Source organism: Microcoleus sp. Pol7_B2 (genome assembly GCF_036701035.1).
GTDB lineage: Bacteria > Cyanobacteriota > Cyanobacteriia > Cyanobacteriales > Microcoleaceae > Microcoleus.
Genome location: NZ_JAUBQB010000021.1, coordinates 30,908 through 55,472 on the forward strand (window position 1 = coordinate 30,908; position 24,565 = coordinate 55,472).

Below are 24,565 nucleotides of genomic sequence, written 5' to 3' on the forward strand. Positions count from 1 at the left end.
TTTTAGATTCTAGATTCAAAAAGACTTGTGCAAGTCCTAAATAGAATATATATAAACATGGATCTAGGGATAATTTCTGAAAATTTATTGCTCGATCGACCTTCTTGATTTTTGCTGTACGATTGTCAAATGGCTTTCCGTGCAAATTCCGTGCAGCGCTTTGTCCCAGGAGTCAACTGGTAGCTGGGCGATCAAGGCAAATTCAAAGATAATGCCGATCGTAACTTTTGATTCCCACTCAGCTAAACTAAGCATTCGATCGTAATAGCCACCGCCGTAGCCCAAGCGATAGCCACGCACATCGCAGCCTACTGAGGGTACGAGCATTAAATCTACTTCTGAGTGGTCTATTTTAGGAGCATCCGGCAGGGGTTGGAGTATGCCATAAGCTCCAGTATGTAAAGCCTCTCCGGGCTGCCAGATGTGCCAGGATAGCTCTTTGCCTACACAGCGGGAAAATCCCCATTTGCGGGGAGTTACAAATAGGGGACTTAAATCTGGTTCTTGGCGACAACTGAAATAGGCGAGGATTGTTTTTGCTTGGGTGAATAGGGGCGAGTTTTGGAGATGATTGCAGATGCGATCGCTCTTTTGTCTCCATTCTTGTGCTGATAGGGATTTGCGAGTGTTGAGGAGCGATTTTCTTAATTCGGTTTTAGTTAATGAAGGTTCAGCAGTATTCATAATTTCATATTAAATCATAGCTGCGGCTAGGAAGACGGCAATGCCGTGTCTCCCATTTTGAGGACACGGCATTGCCGTCTTCCTACAGAGCTCGTGGCTAATTAACTAGATTTGATATTACATATTGTCTCACCACAGGACAAACGCTGAATAGCGTTTCATTCTCCACTTCTTCTATTTCAACTAACGATCGCCTCCCCAAAGATTGCAGCCCGTTGAATAACTCAGAGGGCGATAAATCGGCATCTTGTAGTAATTGCTCTATTGAAACTGAATTTGCTTCGCGGCTGAGGCGGGAGATGAGGTTTTTCTCTAATTCTGACAAACGATTTATCTGCGGGTGCAAGTTTGCAGCCAATTCTTCCCCTAAAAATAGCATATCATATTTTAAAAATTCTGCAACCCTACCTCGGAATATTTCTTGAATGGTAGTGGGGACTATTTTTAACCACAATGGATTGCCTCGGTAGGTGTTAATTAGGTTTTCCCATGTTTCGGGATTGAGTAAACTTTTTTGTCTGAAAATTTCGGCTGCTGCTGTACCAATGCCTTTGAGTTGTAAGCTGCGAACTTGTGAATTTTCACCTTTTAACGCGGTAATTTCTCTGGGTGGTTCCCAACTGTTGAGGATTAAGCAACTGTTGTGGGTTGTTTCTCCGATTTGTCTGAATAGGATGCTGTAATTTTCGCATTCGGGGCGGTAATTTCCTGCTAATTTTCCGCTGCTGAGAATGGTTTGCACGTCGTCGAGGATAATGAGACAGCGGGTTTTTCGCAGATATTCCATTAATAGGGAAAGGCGATCGGCAATGCTGGTAGGGAGTTCAATTTCTGGTTTATTTAAGAGAAATTCTAGGAGATTTTTTAGGGTAGTTTCTAACGGTGGGGAGTGGCGGAGACTTCGCCAGATGACGTATTCAAAGTTATGCTGAATTTTTTGGATGAGGTGGAGGGAAAGTGCGGTTTTGCCGATGCCGCTTATTCCTAATATGGCTGCAAAGTTGCACTTGTCTTGAACGATCGATTTTTCGAGGGTGGCGAGTTCGGATGTGCGTGAAGCGAAGCTATCGCCATCAGGCGAATCGCACAATGATGAAATATGAGGTGCGTCTGCTAAGTCTAGTCTGGTTTGGGGTTGGGATATGTCTGAGGTGGGGGTTGAGGGCGATCGGGTTTTTGTAACTTCTGGAGGTTGCAAAGTGTCTCCACAAACGTTGATGTTATTAATTGATCCAAAGTCTTTCGCGAAATTTGATGAAACAATGGAGAATCGACATCTTTCTAATGTTGTTTTAAAATTTGATTTATTGAGTTCTTCACCTAAGACATCAGAGAGAACTTGCCATAATTCAGAGGCCACATTTCTGACATGACCTTCAGTGCAGTGAGATTCTTCTGCAATTTTAGAATATCTTTGACCTTTCCATGCACCGCGCAAGATAGCTTCTTGCAGATCGTCTAAGTGTTCTCCTGTTTTGGCGAAAACCAGATTTTCGGCAAATCTCAAGACTTCTTTAACGTCCATTGGTCGAGTGGTGTAGGGGTTTTTCTTATTTTATCAGACTTTTTATGACATTTTCTGATATTTCTGACCAATTCTGACATATCGCTCGTCTCAATTGCTGATAAAATATGACATTTTATTACTACGATAAATTCATAATCAGAAGATAATTATAAAAAACAAATAACTTCTTGTTGGTTAAACTAGCGGGTAGCAGGATGCTATGAACATTAATTTTCGACGCTATCGGGAACAGAAAGGTATCAGTCAAGAATCAGTTGCCAGCGGGATCGGCATTTCTGTAGATCAGGTTAAAAATTATGAGCATTTCCCTGCAAAAGTTCCGATGGGCATGGCAGTAAAATGGCTGCAAATATTAGGGGTTGACATTGCAACTGCTATGTCAGACGAAATACCTCCCCTTCCAGGAATTGAACCCGGTAGTCCCTACGCTGAACTTTATCGCCGGCTAAATTTACTTAATCAGTATATCGATGAAAATTCTTTTTTACCTTGGCTAGAATTGCCAACGGAACTACGTAAACCTAACGCTCTGCAAGAACAAATTAACCAGTATTACCAAAAACCAAATGTTGTCTTGACAGGAGCCTTTGATTCTGGTAAATCCTATCTTGCTAATACTCTTTTAGGTCAAAAAGTATTGCCAACAGGCTATCAGCCTGCAACAAGAGTCATTACCATTGTTTGTCATGTGGAAAGTCGCCCCGAATGGTTTGATGGAAACGTGGGAATTATTGATGAGAAATTTTGGCAAGATGAAAAGGGTCAGCTAAATTTTGACTTCCTATATTTAGAGGATCGGGAGCGTTGTCAGAAGCATTTTTTGCAATTTGGCTCCTTTGATCTGCTAGAAAAATATGGCGTACACCAATATGATGACTCTGACGACAGCAATGACGGCGGACATACAGCTATAGTTTATGTAGATGCTCTTTTGTTAAGAGCGTGTAACCTGATTGACCTTCCCGGTTACTCTGATAAACAAGATGAAGTATCAAAGGATGTTGAGAAAGCTAATAGTGCCACCAAGATTGCTAATGTCTTGCTTTATGCTTCTCCTGCCAAGGGTCACATCAATGGTCAAGATATGGTGCGACTTCGGAATTTGCTGCGTTTGTTGCCGGCCCCAGAGAATGAGTGCAACGACTTTCCGACGCTAGGAAATTTCTTTATTGTGGCGACACACGCAGATCCGAGTATCCCTGACGATGAGCTTCCCAAAATTCTCAATAAAGCTTCAGCGAGACTGTATAAAGAACTTGATGAAACTGCTATAGAGTTTCGTCGGAAGCTAACAAAGCGGGATATTACCAAGGAAGATGTGCAAAAGCGTTTGTTTACTTTCTGGTCAGAAAAGCCGGAGCGCTGTCAGCGTCTCTTTGATGATTTAACTCACCTCCTCTGCGAGACTCTTCCTAAACCAGTCATATCTCGTATAGACCGCGAAATTAATGCGGTCAAAAAGGACAAAAACCAAGAATACGCTAACTCGATTGAGCAATATCAAACAACTGTTTCCCAAATAGAGGAGTATCGAAAGGAGCTTGACAAAGCGGAGAAAAATGAACCTGAACGTCAGCGAGAAATGCGGCAAAAACGCAGTCAAGTGAGCAAACAAATTAAGGAATTAGAGAAAGATACCCGCCAATCATTTCAGACCTATGCGGCCAAAAAGATCGATGTAGAGTTTATAGAACAAATGATTCGCCAGAGATACGACAAAAAGAAAGAGGCTCAAGAATACGCTCCCGGTTATTTAGTCGATCTGCTGCAAAGTCATTTAGAAAGTCGGATTAGTGTCAATTCTGAAAAACTCAAGGCTGAGATTGACGCTTTTCTAGAAAAATACCCAGTGCCTCAACTTCCCAACAAAGATGGAATAGTAGTATCTATTCCCTTCGATACAAAAGGAGCTTTTCTTGGTGGGATAGCAGGTTTAGGTACTTATGGTGCCTTAGCCGCTTGGGCAGCAGGCCTTGGCAATCTTGGCAGCTATATCTTAGTAGCGAAATTAGTCAGTCTTTTGTCAGCACTTGGTATTAGTATCGGTGGTGGCACGGCAACAGTAATTTCTTTCGTAGCTGCGATTGGTGGCCCCATAGTTCTAGGGATCGGTTTAGCTGCTGGACTGGCTTCTTTGGTGTGGAATTTATTTGGGGAAGCTTGGCAGAAGCGGTTAGCAAAAGAAATTCACCAACAATTCAAAAAACAGGGTGTTGTTGATAAATTCTTAGGAGGAATCGACCAGTATTGGCAAGAGACAGCCACAGCCTTTGATCAAGGTGCGGATGCAGTTGAAGCAAAATGTAAAGAGTCTCTTAAGCATCTGCATGAAATTACTTCACCTGATACCCAGTCAAAAGAACGAATTGAAGAGATTATCATAAATCTGGAGAAACTCAGGGTTTTTTTCGCCAACATTCCTTGGGATACCCAGGGAGAATGTTTGTAAAAAAAACCAGCGGTTCTCGTGGCAAACAACCACAACCCAAGAAAACGATGTATTGAGTTTTAACTAGGCGATCACCATTTTTTAAATCACATACCCAAGAGTGATCGCCCTTCCTGAACCGAGGTGCGATCGCTCTCATTTTGGCGTTGCTTAATCAGGGTATAAAAAAATAAAATGTAAAGAGTCTCTTAAGCATCTGCATGAAATTACTTCACCTGATACCCAGTCAAAAGAACGAATTGAAGAGATTATCATAAATCTGGAGAAACTCAGGGTTTTTTTCGCCAACATTCCTTGGGATACCCAGGGAGAATGTTTGTAAAAAAAACCAGCGGTTCTCGTGGCAAACAACCACAACCCAAGAAAACGACGTATTGAGTTTTAACTAGGCGATCACCATTTTTTAAATCACATCCCCAAGAGTGATCGCCCTTCCTGAACCGAGGTGCGATCGCTCTCGTTTTGGCGTTGCTTAATCAGGGTATGAAAAAAACCAGTTAAAAATCCCCAAGCTTTGTCGATACTGGTTTCTATGACTGGCATATTTAGCCTTTCATACCGTAAATCAGCAACGCCTCTTATTCCTACTGACTACTGACTAATGACTTCTTTTACTGTACTTGAGAGCCGTGGGCGCGGGGGTCAGAGCTACTTGTTTTCACAGGCCCTGTGGGGGGAGTAAAATTAGAAACTTGACCGCCTGCTTGGACGTGTGGCAGAGGTTTTCCTGCAATTAAAGCTTCTAAGTTAGCTTCCATAATACTGCGCGGCATTTCACCCATCGTTTCCGCAACGGGGCTGCCTTTATCGTTCAAATAGACAAAGTGCGGAATGCCATCTACTCGATATTTTGTGATTTCTGGCAGCCATTTGTCATTGTCTACATTCAGCATCACAAAATTCATCGGTTCGGCGTATTTCTGTTTTATTTCGCTCAGATCTTTAGCCATTGCCTGACAGCTACCGCACCAATTAGCATAAAATTCCATGAGTGTCGGTTTGCCATTTACCAAAGCTGTTTCTAATGGCGTTGAAGCTTTTGCCATGTCGGTGAGACTGCTTGACGGCGTTTGGGTTTGCAGCCCGAAGAAAATGGATATTGAAAGGGCGATCGCGGTTAACACGATCAATAAGTTTCTGAGGCGCGTGGCGACTTTTGTTTCGGGATTTTTGGTGGCGGGGGCGACAGTTGACTGGGGGGAATTCTGGGTCATAAAATAAATTGCGGTTTGATTTCTATGTTTTTATTTTAAATAATAGATTCAGATTATAGCACATTTTGAGATAATCAGACCCATCTCATAAAAATTTCTGCTAAAGGCAGTAATTAGATTAAGTGCGCTAAAACATAAGATAACTAAGATTGTTTGTAAATTACCGAGGACTTGCAGGGTGAAAAAACGGGTAACACTGACGTTTCCCCAACGATCGATCCAAATGCCTGTCACCTATCGACTGGCAAAGGATTTTAATGTTGCAGCCAACATTATCCGTGCTCAGGTGGCTCCGAATCAAGTGGGCAAACTGGTGCTAGAGTTATCAGGGGACATCGACCAACTAGAAGCGGCGATCGACTGGATGCGATCGCAAAATATCGGCGTTTCCCTAGCCAGTCGGGAAATACTCATAGACGAAGATATCTGCGTTCACTGCGGTTTGTGTACGGGAGTTTGCCCGACAGAAGCCTTGACCCTTGACCCAGAAAGCCTTAAACTAAGTTTTGCTCGATCGCGGTGTATCGTTTGCGAGCAGTGCATCCCCACTTGTCCGGTGCAAGCTATTTCTACTAACCTCTAGACACTGTACAAACTCATCGGGATCATCATCTTTTTTTTGCCTGGTTCTCCTAATTGTGCCATTGGATGAAAAAAAACTCTTGGGTTTCCCTAACTCTACTTTTTGTTACTTATTTCACTTTAGGCTGGAAATTATCGGAGTTTGATGTTCCACCGCACCTGACTTGGTTTCTAGCCATCGCTTCAATTTTAGTTTTGGCTGTCGCCTTGGCGTTCCCTCTGAGAGGCATAAAGGCCTTAATTTTGCGGTGGTTTTCGAGTGATATCGGTGCTTTTCTTTCTATTATTGTAGGAGCTTTTGTGGCAGTGGTAGTTTTTGCCTGGATGCACCTTTTTGCTACTTGTTTACTCTTGATTTCAGCGGGAGCTTTGGCAAGACTCGATATTCAAATGTCTGGTTGGAAGAATTGGCGGGCTTTTGCGGTATTAGCTACCATTTCTTTAACAGGTGTGGGGTTGGGCGGAGCGATCGAGTTTTGGTCAAGGACAGGCAGGCTCGTATTCTCTTAATGAGGAACGGGAAATTCATCCAACCAAATTCTATAACTCGCAACGGATATTTAGCCGCAAACTATCAGATCGCCCATCAATAAATACAGCTTATTTTTTTTCAATCCCCCACCAGATTAATTCCCCGTTCCGCGCCGTAATCATAGCAGTTTTCAAGCCTGGTGAGGTACAGCATCTCAATTGCCGATTCCCCGTTGCGGGTTACTAATTCCCAATTACTAATTACTAATTACCAATTACCGACAAACCTGGGGTGGAACTGAAAACCCCCAGGGCAGTATTGAACTGTAGCGACTTTTGCTCAAAATGTTATTGCCAAGATCCCGCAAGTCCCGCACCCAAAAACTTATCGCAATAAAAAAGCAGCTTTAGGGAGCTGCTAGTCAGAATGCATGAGGTATTGTTTTTAGAATAGGGCAGGTGGAATTCGATCGGTGCTGGGTTACATTTTTTGATACGGGAGAGTTAATGAGTGAATGGACGATCGTAAAATCGTCACATAGGAGGATAGCATTGATGTTAAATTTCCCGACAATCAAGTTAGCGTTTAACTGTCCTTGCGCCCTACAGCCCTTCAGCGGTGGGGCCCTTTTATTTTTAGGGAGAACTCAATAGCCGAATTTAGCGCATCAGATGAGTCTGCCATTAGTTCTTGTATAAAATTTCCGGATCGCCACATCCTCATACTTATAAAAGTTACGCCTCACATCCACTCAAACCCGGTGGATTTCAGAATATGGGGTGGTTAAACGGACACACTGTGACAAAAACCAGTATTTTCACCGAAGTCATACCATTTTAGATTTTAGATTTTAGATTTTGGGAATGACTGATGAAGCTTGTGGTTTGGAGGTTGCGTATAGTTGCATTATTTTTTTAACTGGTATCAAAAGTCCTCAGAAACCTGTTATTTTCTTAGAAACCCGGTTTCTGAATGTATCAATTGAGATCAGGCCCGGTTTCTGGTTTGATAACTTTTTGGATTTCCTCGATCGCCCTAGTCGCCACTGCTTCAGGCCTTTCCCCCACACCAGCATAGACTCGGACATCTGCTTGAGTGTAGAAACGCTCTCGCTCTTTCAAAAGGCTTTGCAGCTTAGATTTGATCTCGCCCTCCTGCAGTAGGGGTCGAGCGGTGTCCGAACGCAGTCGATCGTACAATTGATCTACAGGCACATCCAGCCACACTACTACACCGTAGTGCAAGTAACCCCAATTCATCGATCGGGTCACAATGCCGCCGCCCGTAGCCACGACCGAATTTTGATACGCAGACAATTCGCCGAGCACTTTAGTTTCTAGTTCCCGAAAAGCCTCTTCCCCTTCTCGATCGAAAATCTCAGCAATTGACTGATTAGCAACTCGAACAATTAGTTCATCAGTATCAAAAAAACGGTATTTTAATTTTTTTGCCAAAATCCGCCCTACCGTTGTTTTCCCCGCACCCATCATCCCGACAAGATAGATATTTACTCCCCTCAACCCCTCCACGGCCAAATCCTCCGATATTTTTCTATTTTTTCAGGTTAATCGAGCCGCCACTGGGGCTATCCTCGTCATCAAACTCATCACCCTCATCCAGTCCCCAATCCTCCTCTGCTTCTGCAAGAGGATTTATTGGTGCTTCATCAGCGGGTTTAGGAATCTCCCCTCCCGGAGGAACCAGCACTCGATACTCCGCATCGTATACCGACTCAGTTTGCCCCACCCCAGACTGGCTCGGATCTCTATAGCCGTAAGAATATACTGAGCCAGCCCAAGATTTGCTTTTCGGTTCCTGCTGAGCTTCGTAAGCCCTCGGATTTGCCGCTGGAACATCATTTACCTGCGGTCGATCGGGAAAACCGCGATCGTCCCCCCAATCGTCATCACCCCCTTGAGAGCCTGATTTTGAGCTATCTGAGACCCAATCGTCCTCATCGTCTGCTGCTGCATAAGTCCCCGGTTGAGCGTAATCCTTCGCCCCATCGGGGTTTGGAGTTTCTTGCTGGAAAGTCCGGGCACTGTAACCAGACGATGTGCCGTACTCTGTTCGGTAGGAACCAGGAGCCTGAGTTTGGCTATTTTCCCTATTCAGATCCGGGTCAATTCCCTGTTTTCTAGGAGGGGGAGGTGGCGTGTAAGGTGTCCTCCCGTCTTCGGGGAAAGTATCGGGACGACTGCGACTGTCGCGGCCGGTGCGGACTCGCGTTGCAGATAGGTAATTTGAAAAAGCCAGCAAACCAGAAATCAATAAAGATGTGAGAGCTCCCACCACCATGCTCAGCAGAATCCAGATAGATAAAGGTAAAGCAGGCGATCGAACTCCCAAAAACACCAGCGATAATGCCGGCTCCACATTTTGCAGGGCAAAAATAGTTAACCCCACCACAATTACTAGCAAAAATACAGGTCGCATATTAAAAATATTGGTAATTGGTAATTGGTAATTGGTAATTGCTAATTGGTAATTGCTAATTGGTAATTGCTAATTGGTAATTGCTAATTAAAACTAACAAATCATCAATAACAAATAACAAACTGTCAACTATCAACTAACTCCCTTCTTCTTCCTTCCAGCGTTTGAGAGGAACGCAATCAATCCCCAACTGGTCTAAAGCGCGAGCCACCACAAAGTCTACCAAATCTTCAATAGTTTGCGGATTGTGATACCAAGCAGGAATCGCTGGTACAATTCTAGCTCCAGCTTCCGCCAAGGTAGTCAAATTCCGCAGGTGAATCAAGCTAAAAGGCGTTTCGCGAGGCACGAGTACCAATTTTCGCCCCTCCTTGAGCTGAACGTCGGCCGCTCTTTCGAGCAAATCCGAACTCAAGCCAGCCGCCAATTTGCCCAGCGTACTCATGCTACAGGGAATAACGATCATCCCTTGGGTGCGAAAGGAGCCACTAGCAATATTAGCACCGACATCTTGCCAGGGATGGCACCGAAGTTTACCCATTGTGGCTACTCCTGCTTGTTCCCGCCAGAATTCCTCTTGAAGCGTCGCCTCTGCAGGCATTCGGGTGTTCTGTTCGCTTTGCCAAACCATGTAAGTAGACTTGGAAGCGACCAGTTCGATCGCGCGATCGGCTTCCAGCAGAAACTTTAGAGTTCGCACGGCATAAATCAGTCCCGATGCACCGGTAACTCCTACAATGAGGGGGTAGTTATTCGTCATTAGTTATTTGTTAGTTGACTGTTGACTGTTAGTAATTAGTTGTTATATCAAATCTCTTAGCATCGGAATTATTCCTATCTCTCTTCTATTAATCGGCGTGAATCAGCCTCCATCCCTTGTCATCTGCAGTTAATAAATTATCTTTTTTTACCCCAGATACAGGCAGATTAACACAGATTAACGCAGAGAAATTATATAAATTCCGGTTGCACCGTCCGTGATTGCTAACTATTGACTAGATTTTAAAAATCCGATGCTATCGGATTTGATATTAGTCATTAATTATTTATTGATGATTGCTGAGTATAGTTTGCCGCCCCCCTCTAAATACTTAGTTGCTAGACAATGACAACTAAGTATTGAGGAAAATCAACAGTCAACAGTCAACTGTCAACTGATTATTCATCATCATCAAAAGCTTGACTGCCGCCGCCAACTGCAACTAAATCAATTTGCTGGCGGTAGTAGTCAACACTCTTGACTTGAACTTCTACCCGATCGCCCAAACGGTACTGGTTGCGGTTTTTGCGACCCACTAGAGTTTGCTGGCGCGATCGATACTCGTACCAGTCATCCTTTAGCGAAGAAACGTGCACCAATCCTTCAACACGCAAGATGTCGCTCTCCGGCGGCCGCACCTCAATTTCCACAAAGAAACCGTAAGACTGTACACCTGTAATCAAACCCTGAAAAGTTTGGCCAGTGCGTTCTTTCATCAATCCGGTTTTCTTCAATCCCTGCAAATCGCTTTCGGCATCCTCAGCAACCCTTTCGCGTTCCGTCAGGTGTACCACGGCCGATGCAAACTCTGTTTCAAATTCGTGGTGCAAATCTGGGGGGAGAACATTCCAAGTAATTTGACCGTGACAGGAGGAATGGTGCAAGTCAACTTTTTCCTTAGCCCGTGTTGTGCGGCTGCTGCGGCCTTGCTCGAACACCGCTTGCAACACCCGCAGTATCAACAAATCGGCGTAGCGGGAAAGCGGCGAAGTGCAGCGCGTGTAACCCTCTGACAACGCCAAACCGAAGTGCGGCTTGGGAGTTGTGCTGTAAACAGCGGGCTTCATGGTGTCTTCTAGCAGGTAGGTGAGAACTCTTTCGGACTTAAGGCCGGCAAACTGCTGGGTAAATCGCTGAAAGTCCAAGGGTAAAACTTCTTCTTCGGTTTCGAGATACAGTTCGCCTCCGAGGTTGTTGGAGAGTTTGATGAACTCTTGAATGTCTGCCGGATCTGGCATCGGCTGGACGCGGTAAATTGCTGGGACTCCCAAGGCTTGCAGGTGGGTGGCGACAGCTTGGTTGGCGAGTACGACTAACTCGGAGACAGCCGACTGAGCAGGGGTAGCGACTGCAAAAGCTCCTAATTCGCCTTCGTCGTCGAAGTGAGAGTTAGCGTCGGGCAAATTTAGTTCAAAAGCTCCTCGCTTGAGCCTTGTCTGTCTGGCAGCCTGTGAGGCGGCACCGATTTGATCGAGGAAAGGACGGAGGGCGGAGGATAAAGGGTGCTCTTCGGCATCGCCTGGTTCGAGAATTGCTTGAGCTTGCTCGTAGGTGAGGTGGTAGTCAATTTGAATGACGCTGGTTTGAATTTCGTATTCTAGGAGTTCTCCTGATTCGTCTAGGGTTAGCAGTATGCTAAATGCCAGCCGTTCTGTGTCTGGCAGCAGAGAACAGCGCTCGTTGAGGGTTTCTGGCAGTACGGCGATGATTTTTTCTCCCAGATGGGCGGCGGTGCCTCGCTTGCGGGCTTCGCGGTCGATCGGGGTTTCTGGCTGCACGTACTCGGCGGCGTCGCTGATGTGGATTCCTATTTGCCAGCGGCCGGGCTTCAGGGTTTCGATCGACAAAGCGCGTTCCACTGGTGGATCGGAGAGGAATGAGGTCGGATCAAACTCGTTTTCGGCTCCTCCTTCGGAGAGATTTTCCTCCTGGGCTTGAGGAACATTGTTTTCGCTGTTGGTTGTTCCCGGTACGTTTTTGCTGAAGCTAACAGTCAGAATGTTACGCAAATCTAGCCGTTTTTTGATGTCGGTTTTTTTGACTTTGCTGGGCAAATTTTCGGCTGCTTTGATGACGGCGGCGGGGAACGATCGCGGCAAGTCGTGTTTGCAGCATACGATGTCGAGGTCGTCAGCGGCTTCGGCGTCGGAACCGAGTACCTGTACTACTTTGCCGACTGGGCGGTGCGTGCCGAGGGGGTAGCGCTTGACTTCGACGTGTACTAGGTGGTCGATCGCCTCTTGAAGATTTGTGCCATTTGCGAGCAAGTCTAGTTCAAACAACAGGCGATCGTCCAGGGGGATTGCTCTGTAGCTGACGCGGCCGGTGGGGGTGGCGGTTTGCTTGACTCGTGCCAGTACCGAGGGGTTGGCGCGTTCGAGGATGAGCATGACTTCGCCTTCGGGCGATCGGCGGCGGCTACCTTCTTTGATGATTTTGACTAAGACTCGATCGCCATTCCAAGCTGTCGAGAGGTGACTTTCCCGCACATAAACGTCTTCTGAGCCTTCGGCGTCTTGAATTGCAAAGCAAAATCCTTTGCTCGAACAGCGCAGTTTTGCTTCTACTACGTCGTCTTCAGCTACTCGGCGATAGCGGCCTTTGTCTTTGACTAATATGCCAATTTTCTCTAGAGCTTCTAATGCGATTTGAAGTTTGAGTTGACTGGTGGCGTCGTTGCAGTCGAGTTTTTTCTCCAATGCTTTAGGGGCCACTAATTTGTCTTCTGTAAAATTTGCCAGCAGTGCAGCGATAGAAAATTCCATGTAGCGATCGATCCTCTTGTTTCCAGCAATTAGTCTAATTTTGGCGAAATCAGCCGCACTCCCTCGGGCCCTCGCAGTGCCTGCTTCCCAACAAATGCGCGGGTTGATAGGTGGAGACGCGAGCACAGCCACCTTGTTTGATCGCGACGTTTTTTTGAGATTCTCTCCCGACACCGGCTTCGTGCTAATTGTCTGCTGTCTGTCTTGAACTGACTGCTGACGGTGCAGACAAATGTCCCGCACGCTATTCCCCAATACAATTTTTTAGCGTTGGTTTGTTTGCTTTTAGGTCAACAGCGCCGAGCACTTCGCAAATTAGAAAGCCCCTGTCGGTTCTTAAAAGATGGCTCGATACTGAAAGCGACGGCTTGAGTCGAGGATGAGCCGATGGAGGGATGGAGAGGGATAAAATTTGCATTTCTTCCTTCTGCCTTCTTCCTTCTGCCTTGTTCCTTCTTCCTTTTGAAGTGCCTCTTGCTTCTTGCTTTAGCAAAGAATTTACCGGATCTTTAAGGCAAAATTGCTAGTAGCTCGCTGCTGCGATGCCCTTGTTTTTTTGCACGCGATCTGTCCTTGCGGACCGAGGTGCAACGAGCGAGTCGGGAGCAATCTGTGCTGTAGAAAGTGCAAGGTACACAAAACCGGAGACTTTTACTACTTTTGCTTAGTTGCTGTGCCATCTCCTATAGGTAGAAATGACGCCCGGTGCTTGTTAGCTTAAACTGCCGGATGTGGGATGGGGTTTAGTGGCGTGAAAGGTTGCGCGGATGACTCACCTTTAATTTATTGTATGTTGAATAGGTGCTTTCAGAAAATTGTTTTCTTTGGGCTGTACTACACTTAAGTCATAAGCCCCTTCTGGTTTCGGGGTCAAAAAATTATGTTTGCTGAATTTCGCGCCCTTTATCCCGCTGGACAGTTAATCTGTGAGTTGCTGACTGTTCATAACGGTAAGTTTGTTGTTCGCTGTCTGGTTCAGGTTGACGGCAAAACTCTTGCTACTGCTATGTCGGCTGCTGAGTCTGTTGAGGATGCGGAAGACCGCGCCCGGTTGCGAGCGATCGCTGTCCTCGGATTTGCTGCGCCCGAGCGTGCGATCGCGAGTGTTGATCCGGCTCCGGTTGCTGCTGCTGTTCCCCCTCCTGCTGCTGTTTCCCCGGTTGCTGCTGTTCCCCCTCCTGCTGCTGTTTCCCCGGTTGCTGCTGTTCCCCCTCCCCCTCCTGCTGCTGTTCCGGTTCCTGTTGGGCCCACAAGTGTTGCTCTCCCGGTTCTAGAAATGCCTGTTGCTGACAAGTTGCCGCCAACAGATCAAAGCAATTTTGTCAAGACTGAAGCGAAATTAAATGAAGAGCCGATCGCACCTGTACCGGAACCGTTGCCGCCAACGGTCGATCGCGCGGAGGCTACTGGATTTGTACCAAAGCAGTTAGACTCGGATGCTTGGCTTTCTTCTAGCTACGGCGAACCACTTCAGGAACTGGAGGTGCCGACTTCTAGCCAAAGTGAACTGCTACAGGGTGCGGCCGAAGTCAGGGAATTGCAACCGATCGCAGTGGGAATCCCCAGCGATGCGATCGAGGATAATTCTGATACGATCGCCGAAATAGACGCCATCCTCAAACGCCTGCAATGGAAGAAAAAACAGGAAAGCGACTGTCTCGAACAAAATTACGGCAAGTCGTCCCAGAGAGAGCTTTCTAGCGAACAGTTAGTAGATTTTCTAGAATATCTGGAAATCTACAGCAGAACCACTGAGGAAATCAAGCGGTTGGGCTGGACTCCCAACCAAGGAAAAGATTATCTCAAACAAGGTTATGGCAAAGAAGCGCGCCATTTCTTAAATCAAGTAGAATTGCTCGACTTCCTACAATATCTCGAATCTTTGCCCTAGTAATTATGTAGGGTTTCTAGGTGTGATGTTTTTTTAGAAAAAGCTACATATAGCAGTTTTCAATTGTATGAAATACAGTAAGGACTTAATTATGACGCCGTATCATGCACCCCAGCATCTGTAATTCACTCTACTGAAAACTGCTATATGACCGTTAAAAATTAAAAATCAAAAATGAAGAATATTCCCTCATTTTTGATTTTTAATTTTTCATTTAGACGACAGCGGCGATCGGGCGGCTGGCGGAAGGACGGCGATCGATCACTTGATCGACTAATCCGTAGTCCTTTGCTTCTTCAGCCGACATGAAGAAATCCCGTTCGGTATCTTCTTCAATGCGGGAAAGGGGCTGATCGGTATGGTTGGCAAGATGTTCATTCAGGCGGCGCTTGTGGTACAAAATTTCTTTGGCCTGAATTTCAATATCGGTTGCTTGTCCTTGAGCTCCGCCTAGAGGTTGGTGGATCATAATCCGGGAGTGAGGCAAACTCATCCGCTTGCCTTTAGCGCCGGCACTCAACAGAAAAGCGCCCATGCTGGCGGCCAAACCGAGACAAATAGTGCAAATGTCGGGGCGGATGTGGTTCATGGTGTCAAAAATGCCCATACCTGCTGTTACCGAACCCCCTGGGGAGTTGATATAGAGGTAAATATCTTTCTCCGGGTCTTCGGCGTCTAAAAATAGCAATTGGGCAACGATCAGGTTGGCTAAGTCTGAGTCAACCTGTTGGCCCAAGAAGACGATGCGATCGCGCAGGAGTCGCGAGTAAATGTCAAAGGCGCGTTCGCCGCGACCGGATTGTTCTATAACGGTTGGGATCATTGACCGGGCCTGCCTATTACGTATCTTTTTTTAATTTTAGCGATTTGGGTTCATTTATAGTTAGGGAGGGGTGGCGCGCGATCGAGAAATCGGCAAAATCCTTTAGTTGGAAGGGATTGGGGCGGTCATTTGGGGAAATTGTGGCGGGGGTGCGATCGGATTTCCGATCCAAGGGCGATCTATTACGAAGCAGAAACCTAAGTAAGCGATTCTTAGGAATCCCCGTGGGCTGACGCGGGGGAGGATGTCAATCTGTCCTTATCAGACTTCAAACTGAGGGGTTTTTCGATTTAAAATGCGGGTAAATTTCCTTCTCAAATAATTCTTGAATTTCTGCCGGCTGCTGTGCAACTACATCTTTATAATCTTCCTCAACAGAAATATTGTAACTTGCTGTGCGTTTAGCAATTTTTGGTAACCAAGCTGTGTGTAGCGTAAACCCAAATTTTAATTCAGGATGACCTAACTTACAAATCGGCCCCCCGACCAAGTTTTTTGCATCAAAAACCCAAATTTCTGACGAGTTTTTCAAGTAAATTGTACAGACAATATAGCCATCTGTCGAATCTCCATTTCCCCCTGCACGCGGGACAAATTGCGGGGAGTTTATCATGTATCCTTGGGCTTTATTATCGGCTTCAATTTCTGGCATAAACACAAACGCATCAGCTATTTTCATTTCTTGAGTGTCGAGGCGCAACAAACAAGCGGGCTTTCCTTCCTGTCGATCTAAAAGTTTTAGCAAATCCTCATTTGACACCACTCGATATTTATAGTCTTTATACAAGTTTAAAATAAATTTTGTTAGCAATTCAGGCCAGAATCCATCCGAATTCCAGTATATATTTTTTATTTTTTCAGCAGTTTTACCAGATGGCAATGTATCGCAATAGGTGTTCAGCGCCATACCCCACGTTAACTTATCATCTGAAATGACATTTGATTCAACCACTTGTCCACTTTCTACATCAATAACATAACGTCCCAGCCGGCTAATATCTGCCTCACCACTGAGCATTCCATACAAGCGTGACGGTACAGGTGTTTTTGCGCTATCAGCCCCAGAGTCAAAAATACGCAACCACTCCCCCGAATCCGCAGCACAAATATGTCCTATATGGAGCGTTATTTTTCCGTTTGAATCGTCATAATCAGCCGCAAAATGAAAGGCTTCAAGAGGAATTACTACTTGTTTTGCCACAACTTCAACTTCTTGTTTAGAATAAGCCGGTTGCTGTCCTCCTATCAGTCGTTCGCGGCGGACAATGTACACATAAGAATCGGGAGAAAGTGGACGCGATAAAATATCTCTCAGAAATTTTTCTGTTTGTTTTCTGTTGGGAAGTGGGTTAGTAAAAATTTCCGCTATCCCAACACCAAACGCTGTATCCATCAAAATCACATAGTTACGAGTCACAGCTATTTGATGCAGACTTTGGTGGATAACCACCGGGGAACGATCCTGCAAAACCAATTTCCATCGTTCAATATGGCCGCTACCATTCCAGCGCATTAAATAAACGAAATTTTGCATTTTAAATTTGAAAACATTTTCAAAAATGCTACTAATTAACTTAAAAGCCTCCCAAATAATTTTAGCAATCCAGTTAAGTAAAAACTTAATAACGTTTAGGGTATTGAGAAAATTGAAAATCAATTCTAAAAGTTTTTTGATGGCATGAGGTAGCTTTTCTGCCTCATAAATAAACGGAATTGCTTGCATGAAATTCCCCATTGATCTGCCATAATTCACCGTAAACATTTCCTGGGTTTCCGCATCAAAAAAAGGATGCGCCGTACTCAAGACTGGCCCAAATGGCATAGATAAAGAAACTTCAGGCCGCCACTCTGCATTAGCACCCACCGGCGTTACAACTTCCAAAGTTTCCGTATCAATTTCATAAGGACGACCGGCATCATAAGTAACTAACAGCCGGTCATTTGTATCTTCAGAGGTTTTAAATTTTACAAATGCCGTGTTTAATTGATTGCGAACTCCCAAGGCCATAGAAAAACGAGTGAGTCCGTGATTTTGAAACCCATATTTGTGATATTCGCTTCGGCGTTTTGTTGCTTCATCGGCATAATAACAGGGAGTTTTTGCAATTCGTGTCGTGATTTTTGCTGGTTGTTGAGTATTAAAATCAATGCGATAAATCATGCCATCGCCGTTGAAAATTGGAGTTCCATCAGGATAGGGTAAACCACGAGAATCAACCGAGCCGGCCGGTGCCACAATAAACACATGACCTTGCAAATCCTCCGGTAATTTTCCCTCAATAATATTTAGCTCAAGCTCGGTTAATTCACACCGCTTCGCCACCATTACTGCTTGTGGTACATACAGAGGGTAGTTTTTCGTCATCTCTGAAAAAGCAGGGTTCATTTGAGTATTCATGGTCACATAAAAACTTGTAGTGGTGTACAGATTAGGCTGGGTTTACCGTGTGAAAACCCAACCCTACCCCGAAAATTACCAGAAAAAAAATTCGCAAAAATTGCTGAATTTAAAGATTTTTATTTGCCCTCAAATCGCTGGTAAATTTCATCAAACAACGCTCGAATATCCTCACCCATTTTCTTTGTTTCTAGATTCCTTGACTGCAAATATTTATTCACAACTTCCAGCACCATAGGCTCATAATCCTCTCGCACATTGTAATCTGACTTTGGCGGCGAAACTACTTCTGGCAACCAAGTTGTGTGAATTGTAAACCCAATATTGATTTGTTCACTACACAGCCTGTATTTGGGGCCACTCTTTAAATTTGCGGCATCAAACAGCCAAAGTTCACTGTTATTAGAGCCATCATTACGATCCGAAAGAACCACACAAATCAGATAACCATCTGTTGAACTGCTATCCCCTCCCTGACGCGGCACAAACTGGGGAGAGTTGGCAAAGTGGCCTGCTGGAAACTCATAATAATCTGGCGTGGTCAGTTCAATTTCTAAGCCTTGCTGACCATTCTTTTTGCGCTCAACATGAACCCGACATAACGTACTTGCTCTGCCTTCTTGGCTGATGGCTTTCACTTTACTGATGGGGAATTTACGATATTTATAATCCTTATAAATATCCCCAACAAACTGCGGCAACAGTTCTTCCCAGGCTCCAAAAAAGATCCAGTAAATATCATCAATTTTTTCGGGCTGCTTCAGCGTCATTTCCCTATAGGCATACACCGGATCTCCCCAACTAAAATCACGTTCAATTAAACAGGATCTCACAGCATCAGAACTAGGGAGTTTTGCAGGGTCAATAACATGACATCCAATGATACCCACGTCCATTCCACTCACTAAAACGCCGGGTAAACTTCGCATTCGGTTATTGATTTCGACATCGCTATAGACTGACTTATCAAAACGGCGAATTGTCTCCGCCGCATCACAAGCACAACTATGAACCGTATGTATAACAATGCCATCTGCATCTTCATATTCAACGACATAATGAGCAATTTCGCGAGGGATAATAACTTCGTGCGCTGTGACTGTTTTCTCTCCAGGTATTAATTTTTCCCGAGGAACAATCCACACTTTTGTATCTGCTAATTGGGGAATGTCTGTTAACTCTCGAATCAAAAATTCTATTTCTTCAATTAATTCCCAATGTTCAGCAAATAAAAGTTCTTCTAAAGCAATTTTAAACGCTGTATCTGCCAAAACAATGTAATTTTTAGTCAGACCCATCTGGTGCAAGGTTTGTTTGACTTTAATCGGCTTGCCATTGGGTAAAACGACTTTCCACCTGTCAAAGTTTTCTTCTCCCCGCCAACACACTAATTCAACAAAATCATCCTTAGCAAAGGCGTTCAATATTTGCAGGACAGTTTTGTATATTTTTTCGAGGAGTTGATAAATCGCTTTGCCTAAACTTAAAAACGCTTTGAGGATATTTTTGTATAAGTTGCTCAGCCATTCTATGAACCCATCCAGAGGACTGGTTGTCTTCTTTGACCCTAAAGATTTCTTCAAAGGTTTCGTTAAAATCCGTAGCTGGTAAAGAAATTGTCGCAAAGTTGGTAAAAATGAAGAGATTGAGCGACCTAAATTAATTGTAAATAACTCTCCCGTGCTATAGTCAAAACACGGATGAGCGCAACTCATACTCAGCGGAAAAGGTTGCTTGGGAAACAGCGGGTTCACAGCTTTCCAATCTTTAATTAAACCTATTGGCTGTACCACTTCCATAGTGTTTGGGTCAACTTCGTAAGAGCGGCCCATATCCACAGTAATTAACAAACGATAAGGATCGGCTTGGTATTTTTTAAAAGGCGTTAATGTAACACTGAGTTGGGAAGTAACCCCCAAAGCTAGAGAAGCACGGGCAATGCCAAAATCTTTAAAGCCTAAATTTGCATAGTTGGAATTTTCATAAGTATATTTATCTGCCCAATAACTAAGGGGTTTGGCAATGCGTGTTTTCAAATGAGCCTTGCCATTTTCAAACCCAATGCGGTAAAGCATTCCATCGCCGTTATATAGAGGAGTCCAGCCATTTGTACTGGGGTCAACAATGTGTGGAGAATTGGGTTTTTTGGGGGGCGAATCAACCGAACCTGCCGGTCCCACAATAAAGACATATCCTGTTAAATCTGGTGGCAGTTCAGTAGAGATTTCTGTTAGCCCTTGTTTTACCGTCAATTGCAAAGCATCAAATTCTTCTCGACTCACAGACAACATCGCCTGCGGAAAATGTGATTTATCCGACTGACTAGAAACATTATCTAAACTTTCAGTCGCTTTGAGAGTGGGTTGAGTCATGGTTATAATTCTAGTGAAAAGATGGGAAAACTATAGTTTAAGCAGCCATCTGGCTGCATAGCTCAACAATAACCGATCGCTGCAAGCAATGTCATCCCCTTTTTACGATCCACTGGGTCAAATTCTTCAGCATTTAGATCGAGCTGTGTCATAGATAGCCGTGCAGATTCGGTTTTGCCACAGCGGTGTAAAAATTCGCTTAAACTTATAATCGCCCGTCGTTCCAAAGACACGGCACCCTGAGAGCGAGCAACTTCAAGCGCTTTATGAAAACAAATTTCCGCCTCTGCATCTTTTGATTGCATAATTAACGCTTCACCTTTGATCCGGTAGAGTTCGGCTTTCCAATAAGCGCCCGTTGGGTCTGCTAATTCCAAACCTTTATCAATCAAGCTTACACATTCTTCCACCAAACCAGCATTCAGATAACCGATAGCCGTCAACATCATATAATAAATTTGTCCTAATCTTGTCCCCAGGCTTAAATAAGCTGTTAAATTTTGCTGCATTTGTGTCAAACCTAACTCGATTTGTCCTGACTGCTGGTTTGCCGAACCCACGACAATACTCGTCAAAGTCCCCCAGAAATAAAACTCGTTTTCCATGCAGAAATTAATTGTCATTTTCCCATATTTTTGGGTACTAGGTAGATTTTGTAAGTAGTGATAAATCTGAGTTTCATAGAAATAAGCAAGGGCCAAAGAAAACGGGTGTCCTATCTTTCTAGCTAAACTCAAGGATTGTTCCTTTTTCTCAAGAGCTTGCCGACCATAACCACGTAACCACAAGCATATTGATAGAAGAGCAAAATTCGCTACCCCCGAATCTTGTCCATAAATAAAAGCAAGGGAAGAATGTTTTTGATCATCGTAATAGAATAAAGACCGTTCTAGGTGAAATTGAGCCTGAACTAAATCTCCCATATAAAGCAAGTTCGCACCCATAGAATGATGAGCAGTTACCTGCATTGCCGAATCTTGGGAATTGTCGGCTAGACAAAGAAGTTGTTGTGCTAATTCTCCGGCGGTTTTTGTATCTCCTTGCCCAATATGGGCTGCAAATAACCCCCACAACATCGGAAAAAAATTCGCTGTTTCTCCGAGTTCTTGCGCCAATTCCCGCGCTCTGGTAAAAGTTTTAATTAATTCAGGCGAACCATAACCTTTAATTGCCGTTAGCGGCGCACCCAAAGCTATGTGCAACCGCAATTCTTGCTCTTTTCTCTCCACCGTACCCGGCAAGGTTTCTAACCACTGCAACGCCTCTGTAAACAACCCCAGCGCCTCCCGCAAAGCGTGCGCCCGCACCGCCTGCTCCCCCGCCTTTTCTAAATAAAAAATCGCCTTTTCTGCAACCCCCGCTTTACTCCAATGATGTGCCAAAATCGCATAAAACCCCGACAACTCTTCATCACTTCTTTCATACCACAACGCCAAAAATTCATGAACTTGCCGGCGCTGCGAGTACAACATCAAACCATAAGCCACTTCCTGAGTAATAATATGCTTAAACATATACCCCAAATCCGGCTCTGGCGTCTCCATCGGGGTAAGATCGAACCGCTGTAACTTCATCAAATAATTAGGCAACTCAGGCTTATCCTCCTCAATAGGATGAATATCTCGCAACAACTGAAATCCAAAAGACCTACCAATCACGCTCGCCACTTTCAATGTAAGCTGTTCACTAGGAGAAAGCCGATCGATCCGCGAAGCAATCACCCCCTGCACCGTAGCAGGAAACTTTAGCTCACTCAAATTACCAACCCCCGCAGCAATCCGACACTCCCCATCATGAATTTCTATCACCCCCGCCTCGCGCAAACCATAAGCCAATTCCTCACTAAAAAACGGATTTCCTTCTGTTTTTTTCTCAATTAACTCCACCACGCGATCGGGCAAACTTTTTACCCCCAAACGCTGAGACAAAAACAGTCGCGTATCTGTAGCCGGCATTGCTTCCAAATGCAACTGTTCTACCCCTTCTATCATCAGCACTCGATCGTATTCCTCCGGCATCGGCTCACCCATTGGTCTCGTCCCTATCACCAATAACAAGCGCTTCACCTTCTGCGCCACCGCCAAAATCAGCGCCCAACTTGACGAATCCAACCAATGGGCATCCTCGAAAACAAGCAACTTAGGAGAGCGATTGACCGAATCCTGCAACAATTGCACCAACAAATCCCGCGTCGCTTCCGCCCGTTGCTGCCCCACCAACCCAGCCGATACCTCTGTATCCGGCAAATCTAAACCCAAAACCCCATTTAAAAGTGGCGCTTTTTCCAACCATTGCGGTTCATCCTCCAATAAATCTAAAACCTGACGTTTTTTCGCCTCTAAATCGGGTAAAAAAGACAAATCCCACAAGTGACTAAATACCTCGTTCCAAGCATGATAAGGCTTCGATCGAGCGATCGCATCCCCCGCACCAACCAAACTTCCGACCCCCAATTCTTGCGCCTGCAAAAGCAAATTTTCTATCAAGCAAGACTTCCCAATTCCTGCATCCCCACAAATCATAACCACCCCAGAAATACCCGCTTTCAACTGCTCTAATTTATTTCCTAACAACAACCGTTCTTTTTCCCGCCCCACAATCGACTTTTCCGTTTTTCCTGCCATCCACCAAGGCAAATCTTTACGCACATCCCCAAGCGGACAAAATACTTGAACGACTTCTTCTATACCTTTAACTTTAATCGGAGTTAACGATTCAAACTGTATTTTTTCTTTGGCCAACTCAAACGTCCCTTTATCACACAAAATTCCGTCTTTCGCCGCCTGCATCAATCGCGCCGCTAAATTCACAACCGCCCCGATAATCGTGTATTCTCGACGTTGCTCGCTGCCAATTACACCACTATAACAAGTACCAGTCGCGATCCCTATATTCGGTTGCAATCCTAAACTTCTTAAGTTTTCTAATAACGCCATTCCCGCCATCACACAACGCACCGAATCATCCTCATGGGCAAACGGCGGCAAACCAAAACCAATCACCAATGTACTACCTTTATCATCCACCAAAAACTTATTTAACGTCCCCTCATAAACTTGCAAAATATTTTGGATAGCATTAAGTGTAGTTGAAATAAAATCTAAAGCCCCCTCCGCATCATAATCCATCTCAGGCAAATTTAAAAACATCACACTCACTCGTCGCAAATCGCCTAACCAATCAGTTTGACCTACTTTTAAACGCTGCAAAACCCCCAAACTTACATATCTTTCCAGTCGTTCTTGCATCTCATCATAAATCGCGAACTGAGCCGACTCAACTAGATTTAGAAACCTTCTATCCGCAACAGACTTTAAAAGATTAAATCCCTCCAGACGCACCACATTTGAAGCTAATAATTCTCCCACAAACTGGTCTTTGATTAACTCCCAAGCCGTCAGGGACAAACAAGCTTCACCTATACCCGCAGCAGTTTCTGCAAGCGCCACTTGAGCAATAGGTTCCCCCGCCACAAGATACTCCCATCGGCCATTCGTTCCGCCGATGTAAAACTCTTTTAAGTTACCCGCCCCAATACCAATATGCAATCGCAACTGGGCATTGGCTGCTTGATATTCACCCAAATCATTTAAAATCGCCAAAGCACATTGCGCCGCACAATAAGTCGCTAGATCTAAAGACAAACTTTCCGCCGGCCAAATCGCCAACATAGCATCGCCAGCAAACTTAATAATATCTCCTTTATGTGCTATTATTAATTCAATTAATTGACCAAAATAAGCATTTAAATGAGTCGTTAATTCTTCAACTCCAATAGAACCTTTTTGAGCAAGACGTTCAGTAAGAGCAGTAAAACCAGAGATGTCAACAAATAACACTGCTGCCTCAAAAGACCCACTAGCCGGAGAAGCAAGAGGAGTAGGATCTGCAGCAAAACAATTTAAGACACGAATCGGTAAAAAACTGGCAAGGTTTTCAACAAAAGTAGGCATAATTCGTCACACAAAGACTAATAGTACAATTGGCGGTATACTTCAAAGAGTCTAACAAATTACGCACCCTGAAGACAGCAAACATTCCCCATCTATGTATATACGCTCTATTTCTTCAGCCGTTCGTAGCGTAGTTAACGTCTAGGTAGGGCTTGCGGAAAAAACATGAAACCATTATATCAAGTGAAAAGGTTAGGCTTTTTACGCCAAGCTGTTGAACTAATTTATTAACTAATAG

16 protein-coding genes are annotated in these 24,565 nt (G+C 44.6%); 4 read left to right on the forward strand and 12 right to left on the reverse strand.

Annotation, left to right across the window (positions count from 1 at the left end):
- Positions 1-84: 84 nt before the first annotated feature.
- Both QUA57_RS10965 and QUA57_RS10970 read right to left on the reverse strand, forming a co-directional pair.
- On the reverse strand, positions 85-684 hold the full coding sequence (locus QUA57_RS10965) for a 5-formyltetrahydrofolate cyclo-ligase (RefSeq protein WP_333060856.1): 600 nt from the start codon (positions 682-684) through the stop codon (positions 85-87).
- A 97-nt stretch (positions 685-781) separates the two neighbouring features.
- Positions 782-2,209, reverse strand: coding sequence for an NB-ARC domain-containing protein (locus QUA57_RS10970; protein ID WP_333060858.1), 1,428 nt, complete (start codon positions 2,207-2,209; stop codon positions 782-784).
- Between the two features lie 202 nt (positions 2,210-2,411).
- Here QUA57_RS10970 and QUA57_RS10975 point away from each other — a divergent pair, with 202 nt between their 5' ends.
- Positions 2,412-4,661: a dynamin family protein gene (locus QUA57_RS10975; protein ID WP_333060859.1), complete on the forward strand. Its 2,250-nt coding sequence runs from the start codon at positions 2,412-2,414 to the stop codon at positions 4,659-4,661.
- A gap of 408 nt (positions 4,662-5,069) precedes the next feature.
- On the opposite strand, the gene QUA57_RS10980 is transcribed toward QUA57_RS10975, so the two are convergent.
- Together QUA57_RS10980 and QUA57_RS10985 are read right to left on the reverse strand one after the other, a co-directional pair.
- Positions 5,070-5,204, reverse strand: coding sequence for a hypothetical protein (locus QUA57_RS10980; protein WP_333060860.1), 135 nt, complete (start codon positions 5,202-5,204; stop codon positions 5,070-5,072).
- A gap of 68 nt (positions 5,205-5,272) precedes the next feature.
- Complete coding sequence (locus QUA57_RS10985; RefSeq protein ID WP_333060862.1) at positions 5,273-5,875, reverse strand: thioredoxin family protein; 603 nt, start codon at positions 5,873-5,875, stop codon at positions 5,273-5,275.
- Between the two features lie 178 nt (positions 5,876-6,053).
- On the opposite strand from QUA57_RS10985, the gene QUA57_RS10990 reads away from it, so the two are divergent.
- Positions 6,054-6,458: an NIL domain-containing protein gene (locus QUA57_RS10990; RefSeq protein WP_333035090.1), complete on the forward strand. Its 405-nt coding sequence runs from the start codon at positions 6,054-6,056 to the stop codon at positions 6,456-6,458.
- A 65-nt stretch (positions 6,459-6,523) separates the two neighbouring features.
- The gene (locus tag QUA57_RS10995) at positions 6,524-6,967 is read left to right on the forward strand and encodes a hypothetical protein (RefSeq protein ID WP_333060864.1); all 444 of its coding nucleotides are present in this window, start codon (positions 6,524-6,526) and stop codon (positions 6,965-6,967) included.
- A 939-nt stretch (positions 6,968-7,906) separates the two neighbouring features.
- On the opposite strand, the gene QUA57_RS11000 is transcribed toward QUA57_RS10995, so the two are convergent.
- The 4 genes from QUA57_RS11000 to QUA57_RS11015 all read right to left on the reverse strand — a co-directional run bounded on the left by QUA57_RS11000 (position 7,907) and on the right by QUA57_RS11015 (position 12,890).
- The gene (locus tag QUA57_RS11000) at positions 7,907-8,458 is read right to left on the reverse strand and encodes a shikimate kinase (protein ID WP_333060866.1); all 552 of its coding nucleotides are present in this window, start codon (positions 8,456-8,458) and stop codon (positions 7,907-7,909) included.
- Positions 8,459-8,480: 22 nt separating this feature from the next.
- A complete protein-coding gene (locus tag QUA57_RS11005; protein ID WP_333060868.1) occupies positions 8,481-9,365 on the reverse strand; it encodes a LapA family protein in 885 nt (294 codons plus the stop codon).
- 136 nt (positions 9,366-9,501) lie between these two features.
- Positions 9,502-10,125: a flavin prenyltransferase UbiX gene (locus QUA57_RS11010; RefSeq protein ID WP_333060870.1), complete on the reverse strand. Its 624-nt coding sequence runs from the start codon at positions 10,123-10,125 to the stop codon at positions 9,502-9,504.
- A gap of 398 nt (positions 10,126-10,523) precedes the next feature.
- Positions 10,524-12,890, reverse strand: a complete 2,367-nt coding sequence (locus tag QUA57_RS11015; protein ID WP_333060906.1) for a ribonuclease R family protein — start codon at positions 12,888-12,890, stop codon at positions 10,524-10,526.
- An 880-nt stretch (positions 12,891-13,770) separates the two neighbouring features.
- Between QUA57_RS11015 and QUA57_RS11020 the strand changes: the two genes are divergently transcribed.
- A complete protein-coding gene (locus QUA57_RS11020; protein ID WP_333060871.1) occupies positions 13,771-14,781 on the forward strand; it encodes a hypothetical protein in 1,011 nt (336 codons plus the stop codon).
- A gap of 214 nt (positions 14,782-14,995) precedes the next feature.
- Here QUA57_RS11020 and clpP read toward each other — a convergent pair whose 3' ends face one another.
- The 4 genes from clpP to QUA57_RS11040 all read right to left on the reverse strand — a co-directional run bounded on the left by clpP (position 14,996) and on the right by QUA57_RS11040 (position 24,327).
- Positions 14,996-15,628 (reverse strand): ATP-dependent Clp endopeptidase proteolytic subunit ClpP, encoded by a 633-nt coding sequence (gene clpP / locus QUA57_RS11025; RefSeq protein ID WP_333060908.1) that lies wholly within the window; start codon positions 15,626-15,628, stop codon positions 14,996-14,998.
- A 244-nt stretch (positions 15,629-15,872) separates the two neighbouring features.
- Positions 15,873-17,990: a carotenoid oxygenase family protein gene (locus QUA57_RS11030; RefSeq protein ID WP_333251097.1), complete on the reverse strand. Its 2,118-nt coding sequence runs from the start codon at positions 17,988-17,990 to the stop codon at positions 15,873-15,875.
- Positions 17,991-18,121: 131 nt separating this feature from the next.
- Positions 18,122-20,374: a carotenoid oxygenase family protein gene (locus QUA57_RS11035; protein WP_333060873.1), complete on the reverse strand. Its 2,253-nt coding sequence runs from the start codon at positions 20,372-20,374 to the stop codon at positions 18,122-18,124.
- Positions 20,375-20,436: 62 nt separating this feature from the next.
- Complete coding sequence (locus QUA57_RS11040) at positions 20,437-24,327, reverse strand: adenylate/guanylate cyclase domain-containing protein (RefSeq protein ID WP_333060876.1); 3,891 nt, start codon at positions 24,325-24,327, stop codon at positions 20,437-20,439.
- Positions 24,328-24,565 lie beyond the last annotated feature (238 nt).